At 61.4% G+C, this 23,341-nt stretch carries 20 protein-coding genes and 6 pseudogenes; 13 read left to right on the top strand and 13 right to left on the bottom strand.

What is annotated here, in order from left to right; all coding sequences use genetic code 11:
• The first annotated feature begins 23 nt into the window (after nt 1-23).
• The 6 genes from ACIO0C_RS11205 to ACIO0C_RS11180 all read left to right on the top strand — a co-directional run bounded on the left by ACIO0C_RS11205 (nt 24) and on the right by ACIO0C_RS11180 (nt 6,059).
• A complete protein-coding gene (locus ACIO0C_RS11205; RefSeq protein ID WP_401311590.1) occupies nt 24-1,310 on the top strand; it encodes an NAD(P)/FAD-dependent oxidoreductase in 1,287 nt (428 codons plus the stop codon).
• Nucleotides 1,311-1,994: 684 nt separating this feature from the next.
• Entirely contained in the window at nt 1,995-2,162 is a 168-nt protein-coding gene (gene napE / locus ACIO0C_RS11200; RefSeq protein WP_008059985.1) for a periplasmic nitrate reductase, NapE protein, read from the top strand.
• A gap of 32 nt (nt 2,163-2,194) precedes the next feature.
• Nucleotides 2,195-2,455, top strand: coding sequence for a chaperone NapD (locus ACIO0C_RS11195; RefSeq protein WP_401311588.1), 261 nt, complete (start codon nt 2,195-2,197; stop codon nt 2,453-2,455).
• Nucleotides 2,452-4,956, top strand: a complete 2,505-nt coding sequence (napA, locus tag ACIO0C_RS11190; RefSeq protein ID WP_401311585.1) for a nitrate reductase catalytic subunit NapA — start codon at nt 2,452-2,454, stop codon at nt 4,954-4,956. The genes ACIO0C_RS11195 and napA overlap by 4 nt, the downstream gene beginning before the upstream one ends.
• Before the next feature lie 11 nt (nt 4,957-4,967).
• Nucleotides 4,968-5,453, top strand: a complete 486-nt coding sequence (locus ACIO0C_RS11185; RefSeq protein ID WP_401311583.1) for a nitrate reductase cytochrome c-type subunit — start codon at nt 4,968-4,970, stop codon at nt 5,451-5,453.
• A gap of 9 nt (nt 5,454-5,462) precedes the next feature.
• Nucleotides 5,463-6,059, top strand: coding sequence for a cytochrome c3 family protein (locus ACIO0C_RS11180; protein WP_401311581.1), 597 nt, complete (start codon nt 5,463-5,465; stop codon nt 6,057-6,059).
• Nucleotides 6,060-6,063: 4 nt separating this feature from the next.
• On the opposite strand, the gene ACIO0C_RS11175 is transcribed toward ACIO0C_RS11180, so the two are convergent.
• Together ACIO0C_RS11175 and ACIO0C_RS11170 are read right to left on the bottom strand one after the other, a co-directional pair.
• On the bottom strand, nt 6,064-6,732 hold the full coding sequence (locus tag ACIO0C_RS11175) for an ATPase (RefSeq protein ID WP_401311578.1): 669 nt from the start codon (nt 6,730-6,732) through the stop codon (nt 6,064-6,066).
• Nucleotides 6,733-6,840: 108 nt separating this feature from the next.
• Complete coding sequence (locus ACIO0C_RS11170) at nt 6,841-7,326, bottom strand: OmpA family protein (protein ID WP_401311575.1); 486 nt, start codon at nt 7,324-7,326, stop codon at nt 6,841-6,843.
• Nucleotides 7,327-7,367: 41 nt separating this feature from the next.
• Here ACIO0C_RS11170 and ACIO0C_RS11165 point away from each other — a divergent pair, with 41 nt between their 5' ends.
• Nucleotides 7,368-7,580: a hypothetical protein gene (locus ACIO0C_RS11165; RefSeq protein ID WP_401312006.1), complete on the top strand. Its 213-nt coding sequence runs from the start codon at nt 7,368-7,370 to the stop codon at nt 7,578-7,580.
• 192 nt (nt 7,581-7,772) lie between these two features.
• On the opposite strand, the pseudogene ACIO0C_RS11160 reads toward ACIO0C_RS11165, so the two are convergent.
• From ACIO0C_RS11160 to ACIO0C_RS11140, 5 genes and pseudogenes are all read right to left on the bottom strand, one after another.
• Nucleotides 7,773-8,024: pseudogene (locus tag ACIO0C_RS11160) on the bottom strand (type VI secretion system ImpA family N-terminal domain-containing protein); the annotation flags it as partial.
• 33 nt (nt 8,025-8,057) lie between these two features.
• Nucleotides 8,058-8,312 (bottom strand): annotated as a pseudogene (locus ACIO0C_RS11155) (type VI secretion system baseplate subunit TssE); the annotation flags it as partial.
• A pseudogene (locus ACIO0C_RS11150) lies at nt 8,293-8,637 on the bottom strand (DUF3304 domain-containing protein); the annotation flags it as partial. The pseudogenes ACIO0C_RS11155 and ACIO0C_RS11150, both read right to left, overlap by 20 nt.
• A 71-nt stretch (nt 8,638-8,708) precedes the next feature.
• Entirely contained in the window at nt 8,709-9,479 is a 771-nt protein-coding gene (locus tag ACIO0C_RS11145; protein ID WP_401311573.1) for a DUF4123 domain-containing protein, read from the bottom strand.
• Nucleotides 9,476-9,922 carry a DUF2345 domain-containing protein gene (locus ACIO0C_RS11140; RefSeq protein WP_401311570.1) on the bottom strand — a complete coding sequence of 149 codons (447 nt, stop codon included), beginning with the start codon at nt 9,920-9,922 and terminating at the stop codon, nt 9,476-9,478. Before ACIO0C_RS11140 ends, ACIO0C_RS11145 begins: the two co-directional genes overlap by 4 nt.
• A 40-nt stretch (nt 9,923-9,962) precedes the next feature.
• On the opposite strand from ACIO0C_RS11140, the pseudogene ACIO0C_RS11135 reads away from it, so the two are divergent.
• Together ACIO0C_RS11135 and ACIO0C_RS11130 are read left to right on the top strand one after the other, a co-directional pair.
• Nucleotides 9,963-11,012: pseudogene (locus ACIO0C_RS11135) on the top strand (AAA family ATPase); the annotation flags it as partial.
• Nucleotides 11,009-12,910 (top strand): annotated as a pseudogene (locus ACIO0C_RS11130) (type VI secretion system Vgr family protein); the annotation flags it as partial. The pseudogenes ACIO0C_RS11135 and ACIO0C_RS11130, both read left to right, overlap by 4 nt.
• Before the next feature lie 4 nt (nt 12,911-12,914).
• Here ACIO0C_RS11130 and ACIO0C_RS11125 read toward each other — a convergent pair.
• From ACIO0C_RS11125 to tssB, 6 genes and pseudogenes are all read right to left on the bottom strand, one after another.
• Nucleotides 12,915-13,265 (bottom strand): annotated as a pseudogene (locus ACIO0C_RS11125) (Hcp family type VI secretion system effector); the annotation flags it as partial.
• Nucleotides 13,266-13,299: 34 nt separating this feature from the next.
• Nucleotides 13,300-15,021 (bottom strand): OmpA family protein, encoded by a 1,722-nt coding sequence (locus tag ACIO0C_RS11120; RefSeq protein ID WP_401311567.1) that lies wholly within the window; start codon nt 15,019-15,021, stop codon nt 13,300-13,302.
• Between the two features lie 10 nt (nt 15,022-15,031).
• Nucleotides 15,032-15,712, bottom strand: a complete 681-nt coding sequence (tssL, locus tag ACIO0C_RS11115; protein ID WP_401311564.1) for a type VI secretion system protein TssL, short form — start codon at nt 15,710-15,712, stop codon at nt 15,032-15,034.
• Nucleotides 15,709-17,073 (bottom strand): type VI secretion system baseplate subunit TssK, encoded by a 1,365-nt coding sequence (gene tssK, locus ACIO0C_RS11110; protein ID WP_401311561.1) that lies wholly within the window; start codon nt 17,071-17,073, stop codon nt 15,709-15,711. The genes tssL and tssK overlap by 4 nt, the downstream gene beginning before the upstream one ends.
• Nucleotides 17,070-18,635 (bottom strand): type VI secretion system contractile sheath large subunit, encoded by a 1,566-nt coding sequence (tssC, locus tag ACIO0C_RS11105; RefSeq protein ID WP_401311559.1) that lies wholly within the window; start codon nt 18,633-18,635, stop codon nt 17,070-17,072. The genes tssK and tssC overlap by 4 nt, the downstream gene beginning before the upstream one ends.
• 34 nt (nt 18,636-18,669) lie before the next feature.
• Nucleotides 18,670-19,173 carry a type VI secretion system contractile sheath small subunit gene (gene tssB / locus ACIO0C_RS11100; RefSeq protein ID WP_401311556.1) on the bottom strand — a complete coding sequence of 168 codons (504 nt, stop codon included), beginning with the start codon at nt 19,171-19,173 and terminating at the stop codon, nt 18,670-18,672.
• A gap of 480 nt (nt 19,174-19,653) precedes the next feature.
• Between tssB and ACIO0C_RS11095 the strand changes: the two genes are divergently transcribed.
• The 4 genes from ACIO0C_RS11095 (at nt 19,654) to argE (ending at nt 23,328) form a co-directional block, all read left to right on the top strand.
• A complete protein-coding gene (locus tag ACIO0C_RS11095; protein WP_401311554.1) occupies nt 19,654-20,964 on the top strand; it encodes a flavin-containing monooxygenase in 1,311 nt (436 codons plus the stop codon).
• Between the two features lie 52 nt (nt 20,965-21,016).
• Nucleotides 21,017-21,433, top strand: a complete 417-nt coding sequence (locus tag ACIO0C_RS11090; protein ID WP_008058648.1) for a RidA family protein — start codon at nt 21,017-21,019, stop codon at nt 21,431-21,433.
• A gap of 69 nt (nt 21,434-21,502) precedes the next feature.
• A complete protein-coding gene (locus ACIO0C_RS11085; RefSeq protein ID WP_401311550.1) occupies nt 21,503-22,180 on the top strand; it encodes a DUF1028 domain-containing protein in 678 nt (225 codons plus the stop codon).
• Nucleotides 22,177-23,328, top strand: a complete 1,152-nt coding sequence (gene argE, locus ACIO0C_RS11080; protein WP_401311547.1) for an acetylornithine deacetylase — start codon at nt 22,177-22,179, stop codon at nt 23,326-23,328. Before ACIO0C_RS11085 ends, argE begins: the two co-directional genes overlap by 4 nt.
• Nucleotides 23,329-23,341: the final 13 nt, after the last annotated feature.

Below are 23,341 nucleotides of genomic sequence, written 5' to 3'. Positions count from 1 at the left end.
CCACGTTTTGCCTGGACACCGACATGACTCAACAACGCTGCAATTCCTACTACACCGCCACCCTCAACCACGAAACCGATTACCCAACCCTGCAAGGCCAGCACCGCGTCGACGTGGTGATCATCGGCGGCGGCTTCACCGGCGTCGCCACCGCGGTCGAACTGGTGGAGAAAGGCCTGAAGGTCGCCATCGTCGAAAGCCACAAGATCGGTTGGGGCGCCACCGGGCGTAACGGCGGCCAGGTCACCGGCAGCCTTTCCGGCGACGAAGCCATGCGTAAACAGATGCGCCGCACCCTCGGTGATGAAGTCGACGATTTCATCTGGCACCTGCGCTGGCGCGGGCACCAGATCATCGAGCAACGGGTTGCGAAATACGGCATCGCCTGCGACCTCAAGCACGGTCACCTGCACGCAGCGTACAAGCCGAGCCACATGGACGGTTTGCGCAAGGACTATGACGAAGCGCTGCGCCGTGGCATGGGCGATGACGTCAGCCTGCTCGACCGCAGCCAGGTACGCGACCTGCTGCAGAGCGATCTATACCACGGCGCGATCAAGAACACGCGCAACATGCACCTGCACCCGCTCAACCTGTGCATCGGTGAAGCCCGGGCGGCGCGAAGCCTGGGTGCGTTGATCTTCGAAAACAGCGAAGTGCTGGAGATCATTCACGGCGACAAGCCGGGTGTTCGCACCGCCCACGGCCGTATCGACGCCAATCAGGTCCTGCTGGCGGGTGACGTCTACCACAAACTGGAACCGGGCAAGCTCAAGGGCAAGATCTTCCCGGCCATGGGCGGCATCGTCACCACTGCGCCACTGGGAGACCTGGCCAGGCAGATCAACCCTGAAGACCTCGCCGTCTACGATTGCCGCTTCGTGCTCGACTACTACCGCCTGACCGCCGACGGTCGACTGTTGTTCGGCGGCGGCGCCAACTACAGCGGCAAGGATTCGCGCGACATCGCCGCCGAGTTGCGCCCGTGCATCGAACAGACCTTCCCGGCACTCAAAGGCGTGGCCATCGATTACCAGTGGAGCTGCGCGATGGGCATCGTGATCAACCGGATCCCGCAACTGGGCAAGCTCTCGGACAACGTCTGGTACTGCCAGGGCTACTCCGGGCACGGCATCGCCACCACCCACATCATGGGCGAAATCATGGGCCGGGCAATCACCGGGCAGCTGGAACACTTCGACACCTTCGCCGCCTGCCAACACATCCGCGTGCCCATGGGTGACCTGCTCGGCAACCCGATGCTGGCAGCGGGCATGTGGTACTACCAGATGCTGGAGCGACTGCGCTGATAGTGCGACGGCCAGATTCCAACTGTGGGAACCTGCTCGCCCCCACAGTTGGATTTCAGTGACTCAATACACAACTCGCGAGCCAGCTATCAATTCCTTCGATCTTTCAAATCACCAAGCCGAATTTTTTATTTGCGCCGGACCTGTTCAAGATGAGCGCCATCACCCCTGTCACGGATGGAAACGACATGAATCTAAATTTCGCCTTTGCCTGCATGATTGTGGTTTCATTCACCATCGCGTTGGTGCACACCTGATTCGCGTCAGCGCGCTCTCTTTCCATCCAGAGTCGTCCCATGCTTTTCGCCCTTGTATCGAACGGCACTCTCCTCACGCCTGAACAGCCGGATGCAATGGTGCCCTGGTGGAGCTTCAGCTAAACCGTGCTCGCGGCGGCAGCCTTGACGCTGGTGCGCGACCGGCAATGAAGGGGCTGTCGAAGCCGAAGTGGTAAAACGCTTATCGGCCATAGATGGTATGAACGAATAATCAGTTTGAACAATTATCAAATAAGAAAACTAATCAACTCGCCGCAAACTCAACGCTGTAACGACGGCAAGCGTTATAACCGGTGACTTCATACCCATGCAGATTGGCCACCGCCGGTCGATAAATGCCGCCGTCAGTTAACCCTTCAAAACGCCGTGATCTAGTCTGACTGCACGTTCGGCTGGAGCGCACTCCATGTCATTGACTCAAGAGCAAAAACCGCAGCGGCGCAAGGAAATGCGGCTGTTCCTGTTTCTTGTTGTCTGCCTTTTTCCGCTACTTTCGGTCGCTATCGTCGGCGGTTACGGTTTCATTATCTGGTTTTTCCAAATGCTCTACGGCCCGCCCGGGCCGCCCAACTAAAAGCCCTCGATTAGAGCCTGTTGGAGTCGCCCATGGACGAAGCCCTGCATATAGCCAGCCTTGTGGTACTTGCCCGACCTGAACTGTTCGACGCGGTCAAAGCCAACCTGCGTCTATTGGACGGCGTGGAATTACATCAGGAAAGTGCCGCCGGGAAACTGGTGGTCGTCCTTGAGGCCGTACACGAAAACCAGATCCTGCAACGCATCGATCAAATCAACAATCTGCCGGGCGTACTCAACGCTGCGCTGATCTATCACGAAATTCTCGATTCCGCGGGAGACAGCCAATGAGCATGTCACGCCGAGCATTCGTCAAGGCCCAGGCCGCCGCCATTGCAGCCTCCGCGGCTGGCCTGCCGATATTCACCACTGCCAGCAACCTGGTCACCGAAGCGGACATGGTCACCCTGGACTGGAACAAGGCGCCCTGCCGTTTTTGCGGCACCGGTTGCAGCGTGATGGTCGCGACTCGGGACAACAGGGTGGTCGCCACCCATGGCGACGTCAAGGCCGAGGTCAATCGCGGATTGAACTGTGTGAAGGGCTATTTTCTGTCCAAGATCATGTACGGCGTCGACCGCCTGACCCAGCCACTGCTGCGCATGAAAAACGGCCAGTACGACAAGCAGGGTGAGTTCCAGCCGATCAGTTGGGACAAGGCCTTCGACATCATGGAAGAAAAATTCAAGCAGGCCCTGAAAAACAAGGGGCCCGAATCGGTCGGCATGTTCGGCTCGGGACAATGGACGGTGTGGGAAGGCTACGCCGCCAACAAGCTGATGAAAGCCGGCTTTCGCAGCAATAACATCGACCCCAATGCCCGTCATTGCATGGCCTCGGCGGTGATGGGTTTCATGCGCACCTTTGGCGCGGATGAACCGATGGGTTGCTACGACGACATCGAAGCCACAGACGCCTTTGTGTTGTGGGGCTCGAACATGGCGGAGATGCACCCGATCCTGTGGAGCCGGGTCACCGACCGGCGCCTGAGCTATCCGCACGTGAAAGTCGCGGTGTTGTCGACCTTCGAACACCGCAGCTTCGAACTGGCCGACATCCCCATGGTGTTCAAGCCGCAAACCGACCTGTTGATCCTCAACTACATCGCCAACCACATCATTGAAAGCGGCGCGGTCAATCAGGATTTCATCAGCAAGCACACGCGCTTCGCCAAGGGCGCCGACGATATCGGCTACGGCCTGCGTGCGGATGACCCGCTGGAAAAACAGGCCAAGAATGCCGACAAGGCCAATACCTGGACGGACATGTCCTTCGAGCAGTTCGCCGCGTTCGTCAAACCCTACACCCTGGAACGCACCGCCAAGGAGACCGGGGTGGCGCCTGAACGCATCAAGGCGCTGGCCGAACTCTATGCCGATCCCAATCGCAAGGTCGTGTCGTTCTGGACCATGGGCTTCAACCAGCACACCCGCGGAGTCTGGGCCAACAACCTGATCTACAACATCCATTTGCTCACGGGCAAGATCAGCGAACCGGGCAACAGCCCTTTCTCGTTGACCGGCCAACCGTCGGCCTGTGGCACCGCCCGCGAGGTCGGGACGTTCTCCCACCGCCTGCCTGCCGACCTGGTGGTGACCAACCCCAAGCATCGCGCCACCGCGGAAAAAATCTGGAAGCTGCCTGCCGGCACCATTCAGGAGAAGGTCGGCTTTCATGCGGTACAGCAAAGCCGCATGCTCAAGGACGGTGTACTCAACGTGTACTGGACCCAGGCCAGCAACAACATGCAGGCCGGGCCCAACATCATGCAGGAAGTATTGCCGGGCTGGCGCAACCCGGACAACTTCGTGATCGTCTCGGACGTCTACCCCACCGTTTCCGCCCAGGCCGCCGACCTGATCCTGCCCAGCGCCATGTGGGTGGAAAAGGAAGGCGCCTTCGGCAATGCCGAGCGCCGCACACAGTTCTGGCATCAGCTGGTCAGCGCACCGGGGGACGCCAAGTCTGATTTGTGGCAATTGGTGGAGTTTTCCAAGCGCTTCAAGACCGATGAAACCTGGCCCGCGGAGTTACTGGCCAAAGCCCCGGAGTACAAGGGCAAAACCCTGTTCGAGGTGTTGTTCAAGAACGGCCAGGTCGACGACTTTCCCGTCGAGCAGATCGAGACCGGCTACAAGAACGATGAAGCCAAGGCCTTTGGTTTCTACCTGCAAAAAGGCCTGTTCGAAGAGTACGCGCAGTTCGGTCGCGGTCATGGCCATGACCTCGCGGCCTTCGATCGTTACCACAGCGAACGCGGCCTGCGCTGGCCGGTGGTCGACGGCAAGGAAACCCGCTGGCGCTACCGCGAGGGACTCGACCCCTACGTGGAAACCGGCAGCGAAGTGCAGTTCTACGGCTACCCGGACAAAAAGGCGATCATCTTCGCCCTGCCCTACGAGCCACCGGCCGAAGCCCCGGATGCCGACTACCCGTTCTGGCTGAGCACCGGCCGGGTCCTTGAGCACTGGCATACGGGCACCATGACCCAACGGGTGGAAGAACTGTACAAGGCCGTGCCGGACGCACTGGTCTACATGCACCCCGAGGACGCCAAGGCCATGAATGCACGCCGTGGCAGTGAGGTGAAGCTGATCAGCCGCCGCGGCGAAATTCGCGCCCGCATCGAAACCCGCGGGCGCAACAAACCGCCGCGCGGCCTGGTGTTCGTGCCGTTTTTCGATGCCAACAAGCTGATCAACAAGGTCACGCTCGACGCCACCGACCCGATCTCCAAGCAGACCGACTACAAGAAATGCGCGATCCGCATCGAGTTGATCAGCGTGGCTTGAGGAGAACCGTCATGACTTTTCGCATCCTGCCGTTGTTCCTGCTCGCCGTGATCGGCGCGGTAATTGCCGCTGAGGTTGATTACCCCCTCGATGCACCGGGCCCTGACGGACGCCGGCCCGGCGGCACCCTGACGCAAAACGCCCCTGCGCCGCCCCTGGCCGACGACGAAAACAAGGACCTCAAGCGCGAGCGCAACTACCCTGACCAGCCGCCGACTATTCCCCACAGCATTCGCGGTTATCAGATCGACAAGAACGGCAACAAGTGCCTGTCTTGCCACAGCCGGGCCAACAGTCCCCGCAGCCAGGCGACAATGATCAGCATCACCCACTACATGGACCGCGACGGCCAGGCGCTGGCGGCGGTCTCACCACGTCGCTATTTCTGCAACCAGTGCCATGTGCCGCAAAAAGATGTGCTGCCGCTGGTGGGCAACAGCTTCGAGACCATCGACAAGATCCTGCAAGACGACGCCAACGCCGCGCAGAAACGTTGAGGAGGCGCCATGAAAGCACTGTTCGCCCTGCTTAAGGACTACTGGGGCATCCTCTGTCGGCCGAGCGTTTATTTCAGCCTGGGGTTTCTGACGCTGGGCGGCTTTATCGCCGGGATCATTTTCTGGGGCGGTTTCAACACCGCACTGGAGCTGACGAACACCGAAAAGTTCTGCATTTCCTGCCACGAGATGCGCGACAACGTGTTTGTCGAACTGCAGGACACCATCCACTACACCAACCGGTCCGGCGTGCGCGCCAGCTGTCCGGACTGTCACGTGCCCCATGAATGGACCCACAAGATCGCGCGCAAGATGCAGGCCTCGAAGGAAGTCTGGGGCAAGCTGTTCGGCACCATCGACACCCGCGACAAATTCCTCAACTTGCGCCGTGAACTGGCAGAACACGAATGGGCCAGGCTCAAGGCCAACGACTCACGCGAATGCCGCAACTGCCACAACTTCGAGTTCATGGACTTTACCCGCCAGGGCAAACGGGCGGCAGCCATGCATTCGACCTCACTGGCCAACGGCGAGGCCACCTGCATCGACTGCCACAAGGGCATTGCGCACAAGCTGCCGGATATGAGCGGTGTGAAAGGCTGGTAGTGGATCAGTTGCTCGCAACGTGATCGACTCGACCGGCCGTTACCAGCGTCTTCAGCGACGCATCGAACTGTTTTAACGCGTTCACTTGCAACACGGTTTGCTGGTTGATCTGCGCGGCAATCTGCGGCGCCGCCTTGCCATGTACCCACACCGAGGGCATCTGCTCGGCACGTGAACCTTGCGCCTGGCCGATGTATTGCAGGTTCGAATCGTAGAACCTGGCCATGAACCGCGCCTCAACCTGATCATTGCGTTTGGACACCAGGCGACTGTAGGTGTCGAGCATCACCACCACGTCCGGATGAGCCTGCAGCGCCGCATCGAGGTTGTCGTAGACAGTCACCGCCGCGAACTCCTTCTGCAACGACGTCATCAGCCAGCCAATCGCCCGCTGCGGATCGGAGCTGTCGACGAACGCCTGGCTGATCCGTGAGTCCAGCCCGGGGTTCTGCGCCCCCTTCACCGCCACGGCGTGATAGCGCTCGAGATATTGCTGCGTGTTGAGGGTATTCTCGCTGAAGAGCACCGCCACCTTCTGCGTGTGTTGCAAAGGCACAGCGCTGTCGGCAATCGGCAGGAAGCGGCAGGCCGCATCAGCGGCAACCGCCGGTGCGGTGGCCGCCACGCCAGCACTGAACACGGCGACAAAGGCCAGCAGGGTCGAGATTCTCATCGCGCTTATTCCTTCAATGGCGAGATCGGTATGGCGCTATCTTCCTCCCTTGGCGGAAAAACAGAACTTGCATTCTTTAATGATGGGTATCGAGCAAATGAATGGTTGCTATGACGCCGCCCGCTCGCTCGGTTTCCCACAGGCGCCTGCTTGAGGCACCAGATGGATATCGACACGACGGTTGGCCGCGCGGCCGGCTTCGCTGTCGTTGCTGGCGATAGGCTGGCTGTCGGCAAAACCCTGGACCGCGAAGCAACTGTCGGGGATATCGCCCATTCGCTGCATCCAGCCGCGCACGGCCGAGGCGCGAGCGTGGGACAGCTGCAGGTTCTGCTCGGCATTGCCCTTGGCATCGCTGTGCCCGGCGATGACGATCAACCAGTCAGGTTGTGCCTTGATGTCGACCAGGGCGCTGATAAGGACTTTGGTCGAGCCGGACTTGAGTTCGGCGCTGCCGGGAGCGAACAGGGACAGGCTGTCCAGACGCACGGGCTCGGGCACCACGGGTGGCGTCTGAAAGACATGGGTGAGGCGTTTAACGCCCTCCTTGTCCGGGTTCGCCAGCCAGGTCGTCCAAAAGACACCCGCAGCCAAGGTAATTGTCGCGGCGGCCGCGAACAGCCAAGGACAACATGATGCCTCTTTTTCTGCTGACCGTCCGCCAGCACCACAGGCATCGGCGGCGTCGGCAGGATCACCACCGGCATCACTGGGGGCGGTTGCGGCAGTCTCGTCGACAGCGCCACCGCGTCAAACAGCCCGTTGGTTTGCCCGTGGCTCTGGGCGTGGCTCCTCTGCGCCAGTCGCTGCAGCAGGCTATCGACTTGCTGGCGCAGGGCTTGCAATGAGCCCGGCGGGGGCTGCCCCTCTTGACCCAGTCGTGCATGCAGCCGCTCCAGCCCAGCGCCCAATTGGGCAATGGCAGGCAGACTCCAGTGTTGCAGCTCCAGGCTACGCAACAGGGGCTGCAGGCGCGCGAACAGCCAGGCCAGGATGTCCAGGCGCGCCGGCTCCATGGCGGGCCACAGGGTCGGCCATTCGCAGACCAGCGCCTCGATTAGCGCGATCCCCTGAGCCATGCCCTCCAGGCCATGACGGTGACTACGGGCCAGCGCGAACGCCGCGGCCGTTTGCAACTCCGCACCGTTGTGCTGGAACAACGCCAGGCACAACTGCTCCACCTTGGTCCAATCCACATCCGGGCAGGCCGGATGACTCAGTCTGGCCAGTTCTTCGCGCAGCGCCTTGAACTCACTGAAGGTCCCTGGATCGCCGCCGAGCCTGATTCGCATTTCAAACAACGCTGTCATCGCGCATTCCTTTGATTAAACAAGTCCCGACATCGACAGGTAGTGCTGGCGCTTCAAGTGACGCACCAGGACATTGCCGCCCGGCGCCAGGGTGGTGCCGAAGGTCACTCGCCGCCCCCCTTTGAGTTGCACCTCGAGGCTGTACTCCAGATGCCCCGGTCGGGTCTGGGGCAACAACTCGATGCCAATCGTGGCCGCCCTCGGCTCGTACTTGGCCAGGGTGTCGGCCATGGCACTCATCAACCCATGTGCCGATCCGGGCAGGGACTGGTACGACTTTGCTGTGTTGGCGCTTTTGAGCTCTTATTTCTTCCGCCCAGACCTCGTACTTGATCTCATCCGCAAAGCCGGGGAAGCCATCGGGATATGCCACCCCCGTCTCCCAATCCACACGCACCGTCATCCCCGGTTGCCAGCGTTGCGGGGCTATATAGCAGCAACCTCCCCCGCCACCCTGGTAAGGTCCGATAATGTCGATCCCCGAACGGCCATCGACACTGAAATGATTGATGGCCCAGTGGGTGTGGTTGATGGCCTCAAGGGTGCCGGCCTGGATGTCCTGCGCGAATACGGAGGCAGTCAGATCGATGAGCATGGCAACGATTACGTTGTTTACTGCAGGTATGGGCATGAAATTCGGCTCCTGTCTTTGCGGGGTCGAGGCACTCAGGCGTTGCGCAACTTGTCGAGGGTGAAAGCTTCGCGTTCGGGCATCAGCAGCAATCCAGCCTGAGTGGCTTCGAGCATGGCGCCGTAGCAGGCTTGAAAATGCTGTTCGGCGCTCCGCTCGCAAGGCAGTGCATGACGCAGGTTGTTCATGGCCAACGTGGCATCACTGGCACAACCGAGGGTGTCTACCTGGCTGTCGCTCAGCTCGATGGGACTCAACATGGCGACGCTTTCGGGCGTATCGGGAGCCCCTGGAAAGTGCTGGGGAATACCATCGCGATCGAGCCAGCTCCAGAACACCGCTGGACGCAGCCACGGCTGTTGCTGATCGGCTTGCAACACATGACTGAACAGCAGCGGGAACAGACGCGGATCGTGATAGCGCAGCAACCCCGGATAGCCGCCATTGCGTGCTTCAAGACAGCGCCCCAGGTGCTCGGCCAAGGCCTGGAAAGGCCAATGGGAAGCGAGCGCCAGCAGTTGCGAGCGCCCCTGCAAGTCATGCATCAACCCCTTGAGCCACTGCCGCTGCAGCGGCTGCGCCAGGTCAACGCGCACCAGCAACGGAGCCAGTTCTTCGGCCCCGGCTTCCGGCAGCCCGGTGAACAACGAGTACCAGGTCAGTGATGGCTGCACACTGACCACACTTGGAAGCAATGGGGCATTGCTGCCTGCCTGGTCGATGATGATGTCCAGGCAGGTGATTGACGCTTTCGCGCACGAGGCCTCCAGCAAACCGATCCAGGAACCGGGTTGAGTGATCGTCATGCTTGAGTCTCCCTGAGCACGAAGCCCTGCGCTGCGGCCTGGGCTCTTTTCAGGCAGTCCTTGCACACTGAGCCGGGCAGTTCAGGCAGAGGAAAGGGCTCGCTGGCGGCCAGGTTGAACTCGTGACTCGCAGCCTTGACCTTGTGGTCGCCCGCCGTACCCGATTCGATGCCGCCCGCATCCAGGTTGAGGTAGCTGCCGCCGCCGTTGAGGGCGATTTTCTTTTTCGCGGTGATATGGATTTCGTCTTCGGTGCTGGTAATCGACAACCCGAGGCGAGCCAGCAGTTCCAGGGTGCCGTTCTGCGCCTGCACGGAGATCGGCCCGTGGTTGGCAAACAGCTTGATCCCCAGCTTGCGCACGAACAGGCTCAATCCCTGGCCCACACCCATGAACAAGCGCTTGACCACGCTGAGATCAGCCTGGCCGCCGGCGTTGAGCATCAGGTTCTCCTGCGCCGCCAGTTGCAGGTGCTGTCCGCTGCTCAACCCGCGCAGTGTGGCTGAAGTGATTGCCGACTGGACCGGCGTGCCGCTGGGCAGTCTGCTCAAGGACGAGCAGGCCAGCCTGTTGGCACTGGAGCGGCAGTTGAGTGATCGTGTCGTCGGCCAGGATCATGCCCTGGGAGCACTGGCCCAGCGCCTGCGCGCGGCCAAAACCGGCCTGACCGAGGAGCAGGCACCGTTGGGTGTGTTCCTGCTGGTCGGTACCAGCGGCGTCGGCAAGACGGAAACCGCCCTGGCGCTGGCCGACTGCCTGTTCGGTGGTGGGCAGTCGCTGATTACCCTCAATCTCTCCGAGTACCAGGAAGCCCATACCGTCAGCCAGCTCAAAGGTTCGCCACCGGGCTATGTCGGTTACGGCCAGGGTGGCGTGCTCACCGAAGCGGTACGCCGACGCCCCTACAGCGTCGTATTGCTCGACGAAGTGGAAAAGGCTCACCGCGACGTACTCAATCTGTTCTACCAGGTCTTCGATCGCGGCTTCATGCGCGATGGCGAGGGGCGCGAAATCGATTTTCGCAACACCGTCATTCTCATGACCTCGAACCTGGGCAGCGATGAACTGCAAGCCTGCCTGCATGAACATCCTGAAGCAGCGGACAGCACCCTGCAGGAGCTGTTGCGGCCACTGTTGCGCGAACACTTCCAGCCGGCCTTGCTCGCCCGCTTCCAGACCCTGATCTACCGCCCGCTGCAAGTCGACGCACTGCAGCGCATCGTCGCGCAAAAACTCGCCCGGGTCGCTACGCGCCTGCAACGCCACTACGGCCTGACCTGCCAGATCGACAACGCACTCAACCAGGCCCTGGTTGCCGCCTGCCTGCTGCCCGATACCGGCGCGCGCAACATCGACAGCCTGCTCAACCAACAGATCCTGCCGGTGCTCAGCCAGCAACTGCTGCAGCGCCAGGCGACCCATCGGCAAGCCCTGGGGGTGACCCTGGGTTACAGCGACGATGAAGGCATCACGCTGCAGTTCATCGACACACAGGAATCGATGCCAAGCGTCGCCAAGGAGGCTCGAACATGAGCACCCAGCCACGCATCTTCTTCAACCACACCCGCCACAAATTCGCCATCCGCTGGTTCGACGCCGTCTTCGACGTCCTGGCGTTCGAGGGCGAAGAACACCTGAGCCAACCCTTCACCTACCGTATCGAATTCACCTGCACCGAGCAGGACCTCAGCGCCGAGCAGATGCTCAACAAGGACGCCAGTTTCAGCCTGTACCCCCTGCCGCCCAAGCCACCTTACCCAGGCCTGCCAGCGCCCGAGTACAAGCCGTTGCGCAGCCTGTACGGCATGGTCAACCGCTTCCAGCGCCTGTCCAGCTCCCGCGACGAAGCCCGCTACGAAATCACCCTGCAACCGCGCCTGGCGCTGCTCGCACGTGGCCGCCAGTACCGCCTGTACCAGCATCAGTCGGTGCCGGAGATCGTCGAGCACATCCTGCGCAGCCGCCATGACTTTCTCGGCCAGCATTTCCTGTTCCAGCTGGTGCGCGAATACCCCCGTCGCGAGCAGGTCATGCAATACGGCGAAAGCGACCTGGCGTTCATCGAACGGCTGCTGGCCGAGGTCGGCATCTGGTACTGCTTCAGCCACGATGACCGCCTGCAGATCGACGTCGTCGAGTTCCACGACGACCAGCGCCACTACCAGTTCGGCGTAAAGCTGCCGTTGCGTGCACCGGCCGGCTTCGCCAGCGGCGAGGACGGTGTTTGGGATCTGCAGACCCGTCATCAGGTGGTGGAAAAATCCATAAATTTCCGTGCCTATCACCACCGCGACGCCCGGGCCCGGCTCGATGGCGAAGTCGACCAGACCCGCGGCACCACGACCACCACCTACGGCGAGGCCTACCACTACGCCGAACCCTACCGCGTGCTCGGCGATCGCCTCGATCAGGACGAAGACCTGCAAAGCGAAAGCGGTTTTTTCTACGCCCGCCTGCGCCACGAACGCTACCTCAACGACCAGACCCACCTGCGCGGTGCCAGCAGCAGCGCCACCCTGGCGCCGGGCCAGGTGCTGAAAATCGCCGGCGCGCCCCAGGCCTTTACCCCCGGCGCGGTGATCACCGGCCTGCACACCCGCGCCGCCCGCGACCGCAGCATCGAAGTGCACTTCGAGGCCATCCCCTACGCGGAAATGGTCTGCTTCCGCCCGCCGGTCCCGCCCAAACCGATCATCGCCGGCACCCTGCCGGCCCGCGTCACCAGCGGCAAAGCCAACGATCCCTACGCCGAAATCGACCTCGAAGGCCGCTACAAGGTCAACTTCCTGTTCGATCGCGACCCCTGGAAGCTTGGCCAGGAAAGCATGTGGCTCCGCCAGGCGCGCCTCTACGCCGGCGACACCCATGGCCTGCACCTGCCGCTGATCTGCGGCACCGAAGTGGCCATCGCCTTCGAACAAGGCGACCCCGACCGCCCCTACATCGCCCACGCCCTGCACGACAGTGACCATCCGGACCACGTGACCCTGCGCAACTACAAACGCAACGTGCTGCGCACCCCGGCGAACAACAAGCTGCGCATGGAGGACAACCGTGGGGAAGAGCACGTCAAGCTCAGCACCGAGCACAGTGGCAAGAGCCAGCTGAATCTGGGGCATCTGGTGGATGCGCAGAAGCAGAAGCGGGGGGAAGGGTTTGAGCTGAGGACCGATGGGCATGGCGCTATACGTGGCGGCAAGGGCGTGTTTATCAGCGCCGATGTGCAGCCCAAAGCCCAGGGCCAGGTGCTGGACATGCAGGCCGCACTGGGCCGCTTGCAACAGGCTGGCGAGCAACTGCAAGGCATGTCCACCGACGCCCAGGCAGCCCACGCTGATCCCGCCCATGTGCAGGCGCAGTGGGCCCTTATGAATGAACGAATCGACGCACTGCAGGCCCAGGTAGTCCTGCTCAGCGCGCCCCAGGGCATCGCCTTTTCGTCACGACGCTTACGACCTTTACGTTCTCGAGCAGAACGGTGTAGTAAACGACCTCCTGGCCTGCGTCATTGATGCGATACCACTTGAACTCGGCGCTCTTGAAGGTCTGACCCAGGGATGCGCCCTTGAGCAGATAGACGCTGGCGGCATCGATTTCCTTGGTGAACATGAACGGAGTGTGAATCCGTGTGCCTGTCAGCTTGCCGGTGTTGTTGTCAGTAGGAATGGTCAGGCCATGATCCTGGGCCAGCACTTCGATGCTGCCCTCACGCCCTTGAACATCCACCGAACCCTTGATGTCGGCGCCGCCGTCATTTTTCAGCCACAGGTAAACGGGAATTGCCATGTGAAGCTCCTTCTCTCTGAACATGAATGCCGCGTTATGCGACAGGGGGTTGCAAATCCGGCCCCGTAGCGGGGAACACGCAGGCTCCCGGCTCCGGTACCAGACGAATATCGACTCGGCGATTGGCGCTGCGTCCGGCCTCGTTGTCATTGCTGGCGATGGGCTGGCTGGCACCGAAGCCCTGCACCGCAAAACAACTGGCGGGGATACCGCCCATGCGCTGCATCCAGTCGTGCACGGCGGCCGCCCGGGCCCGGGACAACTGCAGGTTTTGCTCGGCGCTGCCAGTGGCATCGGTATGGCCACTGATCACGATGAGCCAGCCAGGCTGGGCCCTGATGTCGACCAGGGCATTGATCAGTACCTTGGTCGAGCCAGGCTTGAGTTGGGCGCTGCCGGTACTGAACAGCGACAGGCTGTCCAGGCGCACCGGCTTTGGATTGCCCGCAAGCCTTGGGACCAGCGACGGATGACGGTGACCGGCAATCGTCGACTGCAGCCTGATGCGCAATCGCTCACCCCTGTAAAGACCCAGTCCCAGCGACAGGGGAGCGCCGTGTCGGTAGTAGCTGTCCAGGCGCAGGGCATCCTCGCGCAGCACCGTAAGTGCCTGCTCGCGCAGGATGAATTCAGGCCGATCGGGTTGTCCTGACACGGGAATGGCGTGGTAACGACGCAGGTCGTCACTGACCTGGCGGACCAGCAGGGTGTTCTGCCAGGCCGAGCTGGCCAGGGCCGTTGTCCCGGCAATGGCGAACATCCACAACGCGATGACGCTCGCGCGGCGCAATGGGGCGCGTTGAGTCTGCGTGGGCATCAGCGCCAACAAGGGATCGGGGAATGGCATTGACGTGCCCTGCCCTGGCTGCGCCAGCCTGACGTCATGCAGTGCAACCTTGTTGCGCAGCCATTGCTGCCACAGGTTGCCCGCGACTGAATGCGCTAGCGCCGGTACGAAGGTGATGGCACAGACCCTCGGCAGGCTGTCGGGATCGCGCACATCACGGGGGGCCAGGTGGGGCATTACCGCGTTGTCCAGCCATGCCACGACACTGTTCAGCTTCACGCTGGTATGCACCCGGGCTGAGCGCGTTGCGCTGTCTGAAGACTGCCTTTGCCAGTCGCCCAGGCTGGTGCAGGTTCCTGCCTCGCGCACCCTGGGGCTGACTTCACCGGCCTCCCAACTGAACCAGGGGCCTTCTGCGGTCGAGGCTTGCACATAGCTGGTCAACAGTAGCGGCAGCGCAACGTCGCCCTTTCGAACGATGCCGAGCTGATAGCGCAATGCACGCACATTTCCAGCCAACACGGCGCTGTCGACGTGTTGGCCCGGATTGACGATGAACATGACGCTGAGCTGCCCAGTCCACTCAGGGCGCAGCGTCACCAGGCTGGCGGTGATCGCAGGCAACTGCTCAAGCTCGGGGACCCGCACATAGCAACCCTGGCGGGTTGTGCGCAATGCCAGTTGTTCCACGGGAGTATCACCGAACAACCCCGTCAGGCCATCGCCACAGACCAGCACCACCGGATGACGATAGGCTGCCGGGGGCAGCGATGTATTCTCGGCCAGGGTCAATGATGCGCACATTGACGTTGCACGTCGCCCGAGCCGATTCCAGGCCAGGACCGTGACGCACACAACCACCAGCACAGCCACTGCCCGCAGGCCCCAGGCCAATGGAACGACTATCAGCAACGCCAGTGACAGCGCGCCCGCCCACAACCAGAGACCACGCATCTGCGCCAGCGTCATCGGCCTCACCTCAGACCTCACCGGGCAAAACCGAGTTGAGGAGATTGGCCAACAGTTGGTCAAGCCCCCACCACAGGCCGACAAAAAGCAAACCCACAAGCAGACCATGAGCCAGTGGCGAGCGCGGCCACAGCGCGATACGCAGTCCCTGTCCGGTCTTCACTTTTGTCGCCGGCGTCTGGCTGAGCGCCAAAGGTGCGACCTGCGCATGGAACGCGCTCAGCAACTGTTCGCGCTCAGGGTCGTCGGCATCGCGGTAGCGCCCCTGGAAGCCCAGCATCAGTACCCGATGGAACGCCGTCAGCACCAATGGATCCGGGACGGGCTCGCGCAAGACTTCGCGCATGTCTTCATACAGGAACTCGCCCGCCTGGTGGCGACTGAAGAACTTCGCTTGCAAGGGCTCTTTCGTCCAGGCATCGCGAGCCTGCTTATCGACACGCAGTACGGTTTCATCAAGCAAGGCGCACTGGGCATGGCTGATGTGATCAATGCTGCGCGGGCTCAGGCCGGCGTGCTCGAGCATCTGGCGAACATGTTCGACCTGCTTTACGCAATGGTCCTTCAGGGTTTGGCCATCGTGCGCCGATGCCCCCTGGCACAGTTCCACCACCAGCAGGTAGCTGTCCTGCAGCAACGCGTCGATATCCACCGCCAGTGCGGCTGGTTTTCTTGAGGCTTTCAGGTTCATGTGCGCAACACCGCAAACAGTTCAAGTTTCACCTCGGCCAGCGTGCTCGGGACGTAGAAGGCGCAAACCCCTGCAGCCAACACCGCCTGCCCCTTGGCATGGTCGAGATCGAGGGCGAAATACTGGTTCTCCAGTCGCAGCGGAATGGCAGCCGGGACATGGCTGAGTGACTGCAACGGCACACCGTCGAGCGCGGCGTTGATCAGGTGATCGACTTCATCCGGCGTACCGATCTTGCACAAGCGCGGGAACTGGCTCTGCACCTGTGCTGCCGGCAAGCGGCAACGCACCGACAGATAGAAATCAGCACCTTCATGCTCACGCAGACGTGGATCATTGAGGCTGACCTTCCACCGGTTGGCGCCGTCCTCCGCAAGCTCCAGGGCGATGACACGCGAAGGCAGGCTGGCCTCCAGCAAGGTGGAAATCAGCCGCAACAGTGGGGGGAAAACGTTTTCCAGATGCTCATGCCGGTAAGGCGGAATCTGCTCGATATCGTGTTCCAGGGAAAAGGTCAGCAGGCTGCCGGCCAACTTCGCCAGCTCCCGATAGACCTGCTCGGGATGCCGTGCCGGGTGGGTCTTGAGATCAACCAGAATCGGCTGGTAGGTGTTCAAGGCGTTGAGCAGCCAGAACAGTGACACATCGGCCACGGCAAAATCGGCCATGCGCTGGTTACTTTCACGACGCATGCCCATCAGCCGTTGACGTTTGGCGGCCAACTGGATCAGCAGATTATCCAGCTGAGCCAGCAATCCCGGGTGAGCCGCGAAGTCGAGCGATGGCGGCACATAAGCGCTGTCAAGGCCCCACGCGCCCTGCCCGTCCCGCATCAGGCGCGCGATCGGGCAGGTCAGGTAATCGGCGTTATCGTCGTTATCGTCGTGAGCAAAACGCAGGCTCAGCACGTGTTCGAGCACGCCGATCTGTTGCGCCTCGCCATCGTACAAATCCTGCACGTTGCGCCAGTCCTGACGATAACGCGTCGGTCGCTCGGACTTGGTGGTATCAAGCAGGCAGTTGTTGCCATTGGCCTGTTCCAGCGGCAAGGCCAATAGCACCGTAGCGTCCTGAACTTCACTGGAAAGCAGATGAGTCAATTCCAGAGCAGAAGGCAGACGATCCACCTGATCGGTATCGATCAAGGTGCCATCGGGCATGCGCAGGCACAATCGGGTGGCCTTGAGCTTGCCCAATCGCAAAGTCTCCAGGTCAAACGCCACCGCCTGGACACCCCACGGATGCACCAATGACAAATGCGCCAGACGTTCGTTGGACCAGGCTTCCCAGCGAGCCTGTTGCTGGAACTGCTGGGGGCACAGCAGTGCCCCCGCAGACCATACGGGACGGTCGATTTTCAAGACCTGGATTCCCCGCGAATATTATCGGCCTTACGCTTGGGCATCTGCGACACCAGCGACAGATTGACGTCCATGCCTTCGACCTGGAAGTGCGGCACCGCATACAGCTTGACGCGGAAGAAGCCCGGGTTGTCTTCGATGTCTTCCACGGTCACCTTGGCGTCACGTAGCGGATGCGAGGCCTGCAAGTCGTCGCCCGGGTCGGTCATTTCGGTCACCAGCCCGCCGATCCACTTGTTCAGTTCCAGTTCCAGCAACCGCCGGTCCTTGGTGGTGCCGATGTTTTCGCGCTGGATCAGCTTGAGGTAATGGGCAATGCGCGACAGCAGGAAAATGTAGGGCAAGCGCGAATTGATCCGACTGTTGGCGGTCGCATCGGCGGTGTCATACAGGGCCGCTTTCTGGGTTGAGTTGGCCGAGAAGAAGCACGCGTAGTCACGGTTCTTGTAATACGACAGCGGGATGAAACCGAGGTCGGCGAATTCGAATTCGCGGGTCTCCGGGATCATGACTTCCGAAGGGATCTTCACCTGGTTGCCGGTGCCAAGGTCGTACAGGTGGATCGGCAATTCAGTGACCGCGCCGCCCGACTGCGGCCCGCGGATCTGCACGCACCAGCCGTTGGCGATGAAGCTCTTGACCATGTTGGCGGCGAAGGCGAACGAGGCGCTGGTCCACAGGTACTTGTCGTGGTCGGGGCCCTTGACGCTCTCGATGTAGTTGAAGCTGCGCACCGGGACAGTGTCCGGGCCATAAGGCAGGCGCCCGAGGACTCGGGGCATGACCAGGCCGATGTAGCGGGCGTCGTCACTGTCGCGGAACGCCTTCCATTTCAGGTATTCGGCACGGTCAAAGTAGTTGCCGATGTCCTTGATGGCGGCCACTTCTTCCATCGAGCGCTTGCCGAAGAAGGCCGGGCCAACGGTGCCGATGAACGGCATGTGCGCGGCCGCGGCGACTTTGGAAATGTTGCGCAGCAGGGCGATGTCCTGCGGGCTGCGATCGAACTCGTAGTTGGAAATAGCCGCGGCAATCGGCTCGCCGCCCGGTGTGTCGTACTCCTGGGTATAGGTATGCACGTAGAGGCCGCTTTGAGCGATTTCCGGTGCATCGTCGAAGTCCTGGACCAGATGATCCTTGCTGATATCCAGCAATTCGATGCGCACGTTCTGGCGAAAATCGGTCTGGTCGACCAGGGATTTGACCCCGCGCCAGGTTGACTCGACGCGCTGGAAATCCGGGTGATGCATCACGGCATCGAGTTGCCGGCTGATTTGCGCATCCAGTGAGGCAATGTGATCATCAAGCAGGACTTTATCCAGGCGCTCGACTTTCTGCGAAGACTGCCCGAGTAGCTTGAGAAACACACTGACTGCCGCCGTCACTCGCTCATCGGCCGACACTTCGGACAGTGCCTCGGTATTCTGAAACACTTCGATACTACTTAGTGTGTCGACCGGGCTGAGATTGATCTTGCCGAACAGTGCGCCATATACACCTCTATTTTCTTCGGACAACACTGTAGCGCCGCGCGATTGCACGTTAGAACTTTCGATGGACATGAAGGTAACTTCCCTTTAAACGAACCGAAGTGGGTTAACGATTTTCTTGCGGCGCCAACGCGGCCAATTCAGCGCGCAGTTCGTCACTCAGCGCATCGTCCTTGAGAATGCGTTCCAGTTCATGACGAAAAGTGGCATTGTCCAGCAAGTTCGACTTGAGGTCGCGCAACAGGTTGCGCATGGCCAGCAACGCACGCAGGTGCGGAATTTGCCGTGCCACCTGCTCCGGCTCGAAGTCCTTCATGCACTGGAAATTCAGCTCGACGGAGGTATCGCCGCCATCATCGACCAAGGTATTTTCCACGGCCACTTTCAAGACCGGCGAAAACTCCGCCAATACGCTATCGAAGTTGTTTTTATTGATGGAAACCTTGCTGCGAGCGAATAAGGGACGCTGCTCCTGGCCATTGCTGTAGTCGCCCATCACCATCAGCTTCAGGGGTAACTCGACTTTTTTCTGCGCACCGCCGGTATGCAGGTCAAGCTTAATATTGACCCGGGCCTTCGGTACTTCGTTTTGAAAACTGCTTGAAGACATAACACCTCCCGATTTTTTTGCGACAGCCACTGCCATCGCTAAAACCTGTAGCGACAGGAACTCAAAACTCTAGCCAACAGAATATAAAGTTGCTCCGCTACAGCCTGTGAATTCCATATCAAAATGAGTAAAGCAACATACGCACGGGAACTATGTCTGTTCTCCTACAACGACATTGAACTATCTCACTCGCACATTCCACCCCTCCCAGCAACTTTGGGAAATTTCGTACTCATTTCCAGAAATGCCCTACAAGAATCCACGGGATACGGACGTTTTGCCGGGCATAAGTCGATGATTTTCTTCTCCGACCGGGCTGCGCCCTCCCCTCCCATCCGCCCGGTCGAAGCCTCTGCATCAATTATTTATACTCAAATCCCAGCTTAATAATATTTTACCGATATCAGGCTGATCCCTAGTCTTGAGCCCAGGAAATGGCAGGTCGACACCGACCGTTAACCAACTTCGAAGGGCAAAGAGATGACCATTGAAAAAACAATAATAGATACCTTGATTGTCGGCGCCGGCCAGGCCGGCGTCGCCATGAGTGAACACCTGAGCAAGCTCGGCGTGCCGCACCTGGTGCTGGAGCGCAACCGTATCGCCGAGCGCTGGCGCACCGGCCGCTGGGATTCGCTGGTGGCCAATGGTCCGGCCTGGCACGACCGTTTTCCGGGCCTGGAATTCGACGATATCAGCCCCGATGGTTTTGCCCCCAAGGAGCGCGTGGCCGATTACTTCGAAGCTTATGCCCGCAAGTTCAAGGCGCCGATTCGCACCGGCGTCGAGGTGAAGAAGGTCGAACGCAACGTCGGTCGCCCGGGCTTCACCATCGAGACCTCCCAAGGCGTGATCGAGGCCAGTCGCGTGGTAGCTGCCACGGGGCCCTTCCAGCGTCCAGTGATCCCGCCGATCGCCCCCCAAGATGCGCAATTGCTGCAGATCCACTCGGCCGACTACCGCAATCCAGGACAATTGCCCGAAGGCGCGGTGCTGGTGGTAGGTGCGGGTTCGTCGGGGGTGCAGATCGCCGATGAATTGCAGCGCTCCGGCAAGCAGGTCTACTTGTCGGTGGGTGCTCACGATCGCCCGCCTCGCGCCTATCGCAACCGTGATTTCTGCTGGTGGCTGGGGGTGCTGGGCGAGTGGGACCAGGCCGCCATGAAACCCGGCCGCGAACACGTGACCATCGCCGTCAGTGGTGCCCAGGGTGGCCGCACCGTGGACTTCCGTGGCCTGGCGCATGCCGGCATGGTGTTGGTCGGCCTGACCCAAGCGTTCAATGGCAGCGTGGCGACCTTCCAGCCGAACCTGGCGGAAAACCTGGCCCGGGGCGATGAAAACTACCTGGCCTTGCTCGATGCCGCCGATGCCTACATCGAACGCAATGGCCTGGACCTGCCGGAAGAACCCGAAGCGCGCCATACCTTCCCGGAGCCGGACTGTGTCACTAACCCGATCCTCGAGCTCGACCTGGCCAAGGCCGGCGTGACGTCGATCATCTGGGCCACCGGTTTTGCCGTGGACTACAGCTGGCTGCAGGTCGACGCCTTCGACGACAACGGCAAGCCCCGGCATCAGCGCGGTGTGTCCAGCGAGGCTGGCGTGTATTTCCTCGGCCTGCCGTGGCAGTCCCGTCGCGGTTCGTCGTTCATCTGGGGCGTGTGGCACGACGCCAAGTACGTGGCCGATCACATTGCCATCCAGCGGACCTACCTCGAGTACCGCGATGCCGCTCAACGTGAGGCGCAAACCTCCCCGGCCGATCACAAGACCACTGTCAGCGCTTGATAACCGCTCGGCGCGTGAACCGCGCCGGCCCCCCATACTTCAGGAGTTTCAAATGACCACGCCTACTCACACTCGCATCCGCATGTTCAACACCAAGGAAACCTACCCGAACCAGAGCCTGGACAACGACCTGTGCCAGGCCGTCCGTGCCGGTAACACCGTGTATGTGCGCGGTCAGGTCGGCACCGATTTTGAAGGCAACCTGGTTGGCCTCGGCGATCCGCGGGCGCAGACCGAGCAAGCCATGCGCAACGTCAAGCAATTGCTGGAAGAAGCCGGCAGCGACCTGAGCCACATCGTCAAGACCACCACCTATCTGATCGACCCGCGCTACCGCGAGCCGGTGTACCAGGAAGTGGGCAAGTGGCTCAAAGGCGTGTTCCCGATATCCACCGGGCTGGTGGTCACGGCATTGGGTCAGCCGCAGTGGCTGATGGAGATCGATGTGATTGCCGTGATCCCGGAGTAGGAGCGAGCTTGCTCGCGAAAGCGCCCGCAAGAACACCACTTCCCCCCAGGCTAGACAAGGACCCGCCCCATGACCTTTTCCATCGCCGCCCGCTGCCCCGACACCGGCCAGTTCGGCATCGCCATCAGCTCCTCGAGCATCGCCGTGGGCGCCCGCTGCCCCTGGTTGTTGCCCGGTGTGGGCGCCGTCTCCACGCAGAACATCACCCTGCCCTCCCTGGGCCCGGAAACCCTCGCCCTGATGGAGCAGGGCCTGGCACCCGCCGAGGCCCTGGACAAGGTACTGACCCGCAATGGCTACAGCCAGTACCGGCAGATCACCGCCATTGACCACCTTGGCCGCACCGCGCATTTCAGCGGCGCGCAAACCCTGGGCAACCACAATGCCGTGTCCGGCGAGCAATGCGTGGCGGCCGGCAACATGCTCGCCGCCCCCGGGGTGATCGAGGCCATGGTCCGCGCCTTCGAACAGGCCGAAGGCCAACTGGCCGACCGTTTGCTCGCGGCGATGCAAGGCGGCATGGCGGCCGGTGGCGAAGCCGGGCCGGTGCATTCGGCCGCCGTGATGGTGGTCGGGGAACTGACCTGGCCGATCGTCAACCTGCGGGTCGACTGGGCGGATGAAGACCCGATTGGTCAGCTGCAAAAGCTCTGGCAGGCCTACCGCCCGCAAGTCCAGGACTACATCGACCGCGCCCTGGCGCCCGACCGCTCCCCGGGCTACGGCGTCGCCGGAGACGATCGATGAGCGCCAGCCGCGATCTGCTCGAAAGCCTGGTGGCGTTCGACACCACCAGCCGCGAGTCCAACCTGCAGCTGATCGAGTTTGTCCGCGACTATCTCGCAGGCTTCGATGTGCCGTGCCAACTGGTCTACAACCAGGAGCGCAGCAAAGCCAATCTGTTCGCCACGATCGGCCCGACGGACCGGCCAGGCATCGTGCTCTCGGGGCACACCGACGTGGTTCCCGTCGACGGCCAGCCGTGGACCGTCGCGCCGTTCCAGCTCACCGAACGCGAGGGCAAGTTGTACGGTCGCGGCACGGCGGACATGAAGGGCTACATCGCCTGCGTGCTCGCCCTGATACCCTCGCTGGTGCAGGCCTCGTTGCGCCTGCCGGTGCATATCGCCCTGTCCTACGACGAGGAAGTCGGCTGCCTGGGGGTGCGATCGCTGCTCAAGGCCCTGGAACAACGCCCGGTCAAACCGATGCTGTGCATCATTGGAGAACCCACCGAACTCAAGCCGGTGCTGGGCCACAAGGGCAAGCTGGCGATGCGCTGTGACATCCACGGCCATGCCTGCCATTCGGCCTACGCTCCGCTCGGGGTCAATGCCATCGAATACGCTGCTGAGCTGATCGGTGAACTGGGGCGTATCGGCCAACGGCTCAAGGCACCCGAGCAGCATGACGCGCGCTTCGATCCGCCGTTCTCCACCGTGCAGACCGGCGTGATTGGTGGCGGCAAGGCCTTGAACATCGTTCCGGCCGACTGCCGCTTCGACTTCGAAGTTCGCGCCCTGCCCTCACACGACCCGCGCCTGGTGGCACAGGAACTGCAGGCCTATGCCGAGCAGCACCTGTTGCCGCGCATGCGCGCCGTGAGTGAACAGAGCGAGATCCGTTTCAGTGAGTTGTCGGCGTATCCCGGCCTGGCCACCGATGCGCGCAGCGAAGCCGCTGAGTTGATCGCGGCGTTTTCCGGCTCCCGGGATTTCGGTACGGTGGCGTTCGGCACCGAGGGCGGCCTGTTCGATGCGGCGGGAATCCCGACGGTGGTGTGTGGCCCGGGCAGCATGGAGCAAGGCCATAAACCCGATGAGTTTGTCAGCCTGGACCAACTGCACGGCTGCGATGCCATGCTGCAACGGATGCTGTTAGCGATCAGCAACTGATGGCTGGCCCGAT

Origin of the sequence: Pseudomonas sp. NPDC087336 (assembly GCF_044744285.1) — a bacterium.
In the GTDB taxonomy this organism is placed as follows: Bacteria; Pseudomonadota; Gammaproteobacteria; order Pseudomonadales; family Pseudomonadaceae; genus Aquipseudomonas.
The sequence above is the reverse complement of the archived record's forward strand: the minus strand, read 5'-3'. Positions and strand labels throughout refer to the sequence as shown.

Bases quoted from the DNA above. Each gene is read 5' to 3' on its own strand.
- ACIO0C_RS11205 (WP_401311590.1), top strand. From the start codon at position 24: ATGACTCAACAACGCTGCAATTCCTACTACACCGCCACCCTCAACCAC.
- napE (WP_008059985.1), top strand. From the start codon at position 1,995: ATGTCATTGACTCAAGAGCAAAAACCGCAGCGGCGCAAGGAAATGCGG.
- ACIO0C_RS11195 (WP_401311588.1), top strand. From the start codon at position 2,195: ATGGACGAAGCCCTGCATATAGCCAGCCTTGTGGTACTTGCCCGACCT.
- napA (WP_401311585.1), top strand. From the start codon at position 2,452: ATGAGCATGTCACGCCGAGCATTCGTCAAGGCCCAGGCCGCCGCCATT.
- ACIO0C_RS11185 (WP_401311583.1), top strand. From the start codon at position 4,968: ATGACTTTTCGCATCCTGCCGTTGTTCCTGCTCGCCGTGATCGGCGCG.
- ACIO0C_RS11180 (WP_401311581.1), top strand. From the start codon at position 5,463: ATGAAAGCACTGTTCGCCCTGCTTAAGGACTACTGGGGCATCCTCTGT.
- ACIO0C_RS11175 (WP_401311578.1), bottom strand. From the start codon at position 6,732: ATGAGAATCTCGACCCTGCTGGCCTTTGTCGCCGTGTTCAGTGCTGGC.
- ACIO0C_RS11165 (WP_401312006.1), top strand. From the start codon at position 7,368: ATGCCTCTTTTTCTGCTGACCGTCCGCCAGCACCACAGGCATCGGCGG.
- ACIO0C_RS11145 (WP_401311573.1), bottom strand. From the start codon at position 9,479: ATGACGATCACTCAACCCGGTTCCTGGATCGGTTTGCTGGAGGCCTCG.
- ACIO0C_RS11140 (WP_401311570.1), bottom strand. From the start codon at position 9,922: ATGCTCAACGCCGGCGGCCAGGCTGATCTCAGCGTGGTCAAGCGCTTG.
- ACIO0C_RS11120 (WP_401311567.1), bottom strand. From the start codon at position 15,021: ATGACGCTGGCGCAGATGCGTGGTCTCTGGTTGTGGGCGGGCGCGCTG.
- tssL (WP_401311564.1), bottom strand. From the start codon at position 15,712: ATGAACCTGAAAGCCTCAAGAAAACCAGCCGCACTGGCGGTGGATATC.
- tssC (WP_401311559.1), bottom strand. From the start codon at position 18,635: ATGTCCATCGAAAGTTCTAACGTGCAATCGCGCGGCGCTACAGTGTTG.
- tssB (WP_401311556.1), bottom strand. From the start codon at position 19,173: ATGTCTTCAAGCAGTTTTCAAAACGAAGTACCGAAGGCCCGGGTCAAT.
- ACIO0C_RS11095 (WP_401311554.1), top strand. From the start codon at position 19,654: ATGACCATTGAAAAAACAATAATAGATACCTTGATTGTCGGCGCCGGC.
- ACIO0C_RS11090 (WP_008058648.1), top strand. From the start codon at position 21,017: ATGACCACGCCTACTCACACTCGCATCCGCATGTTCAACACCAAGGAA.
- ACIO0C_RS11085 (WP_401311550.1), top strand. From the start codon at position 21,503: ATGACCTTTTCCATCGCCGCCCGCTGCCCCGACACCGGCCAGTTCGGC.
- argE (WP_401311547.1), top strand. From the start codon at position 22,177: ATGAGCGCCAGCCGCGATCTGCTCGAAAGCCTGGTGGCGTTCGACACC.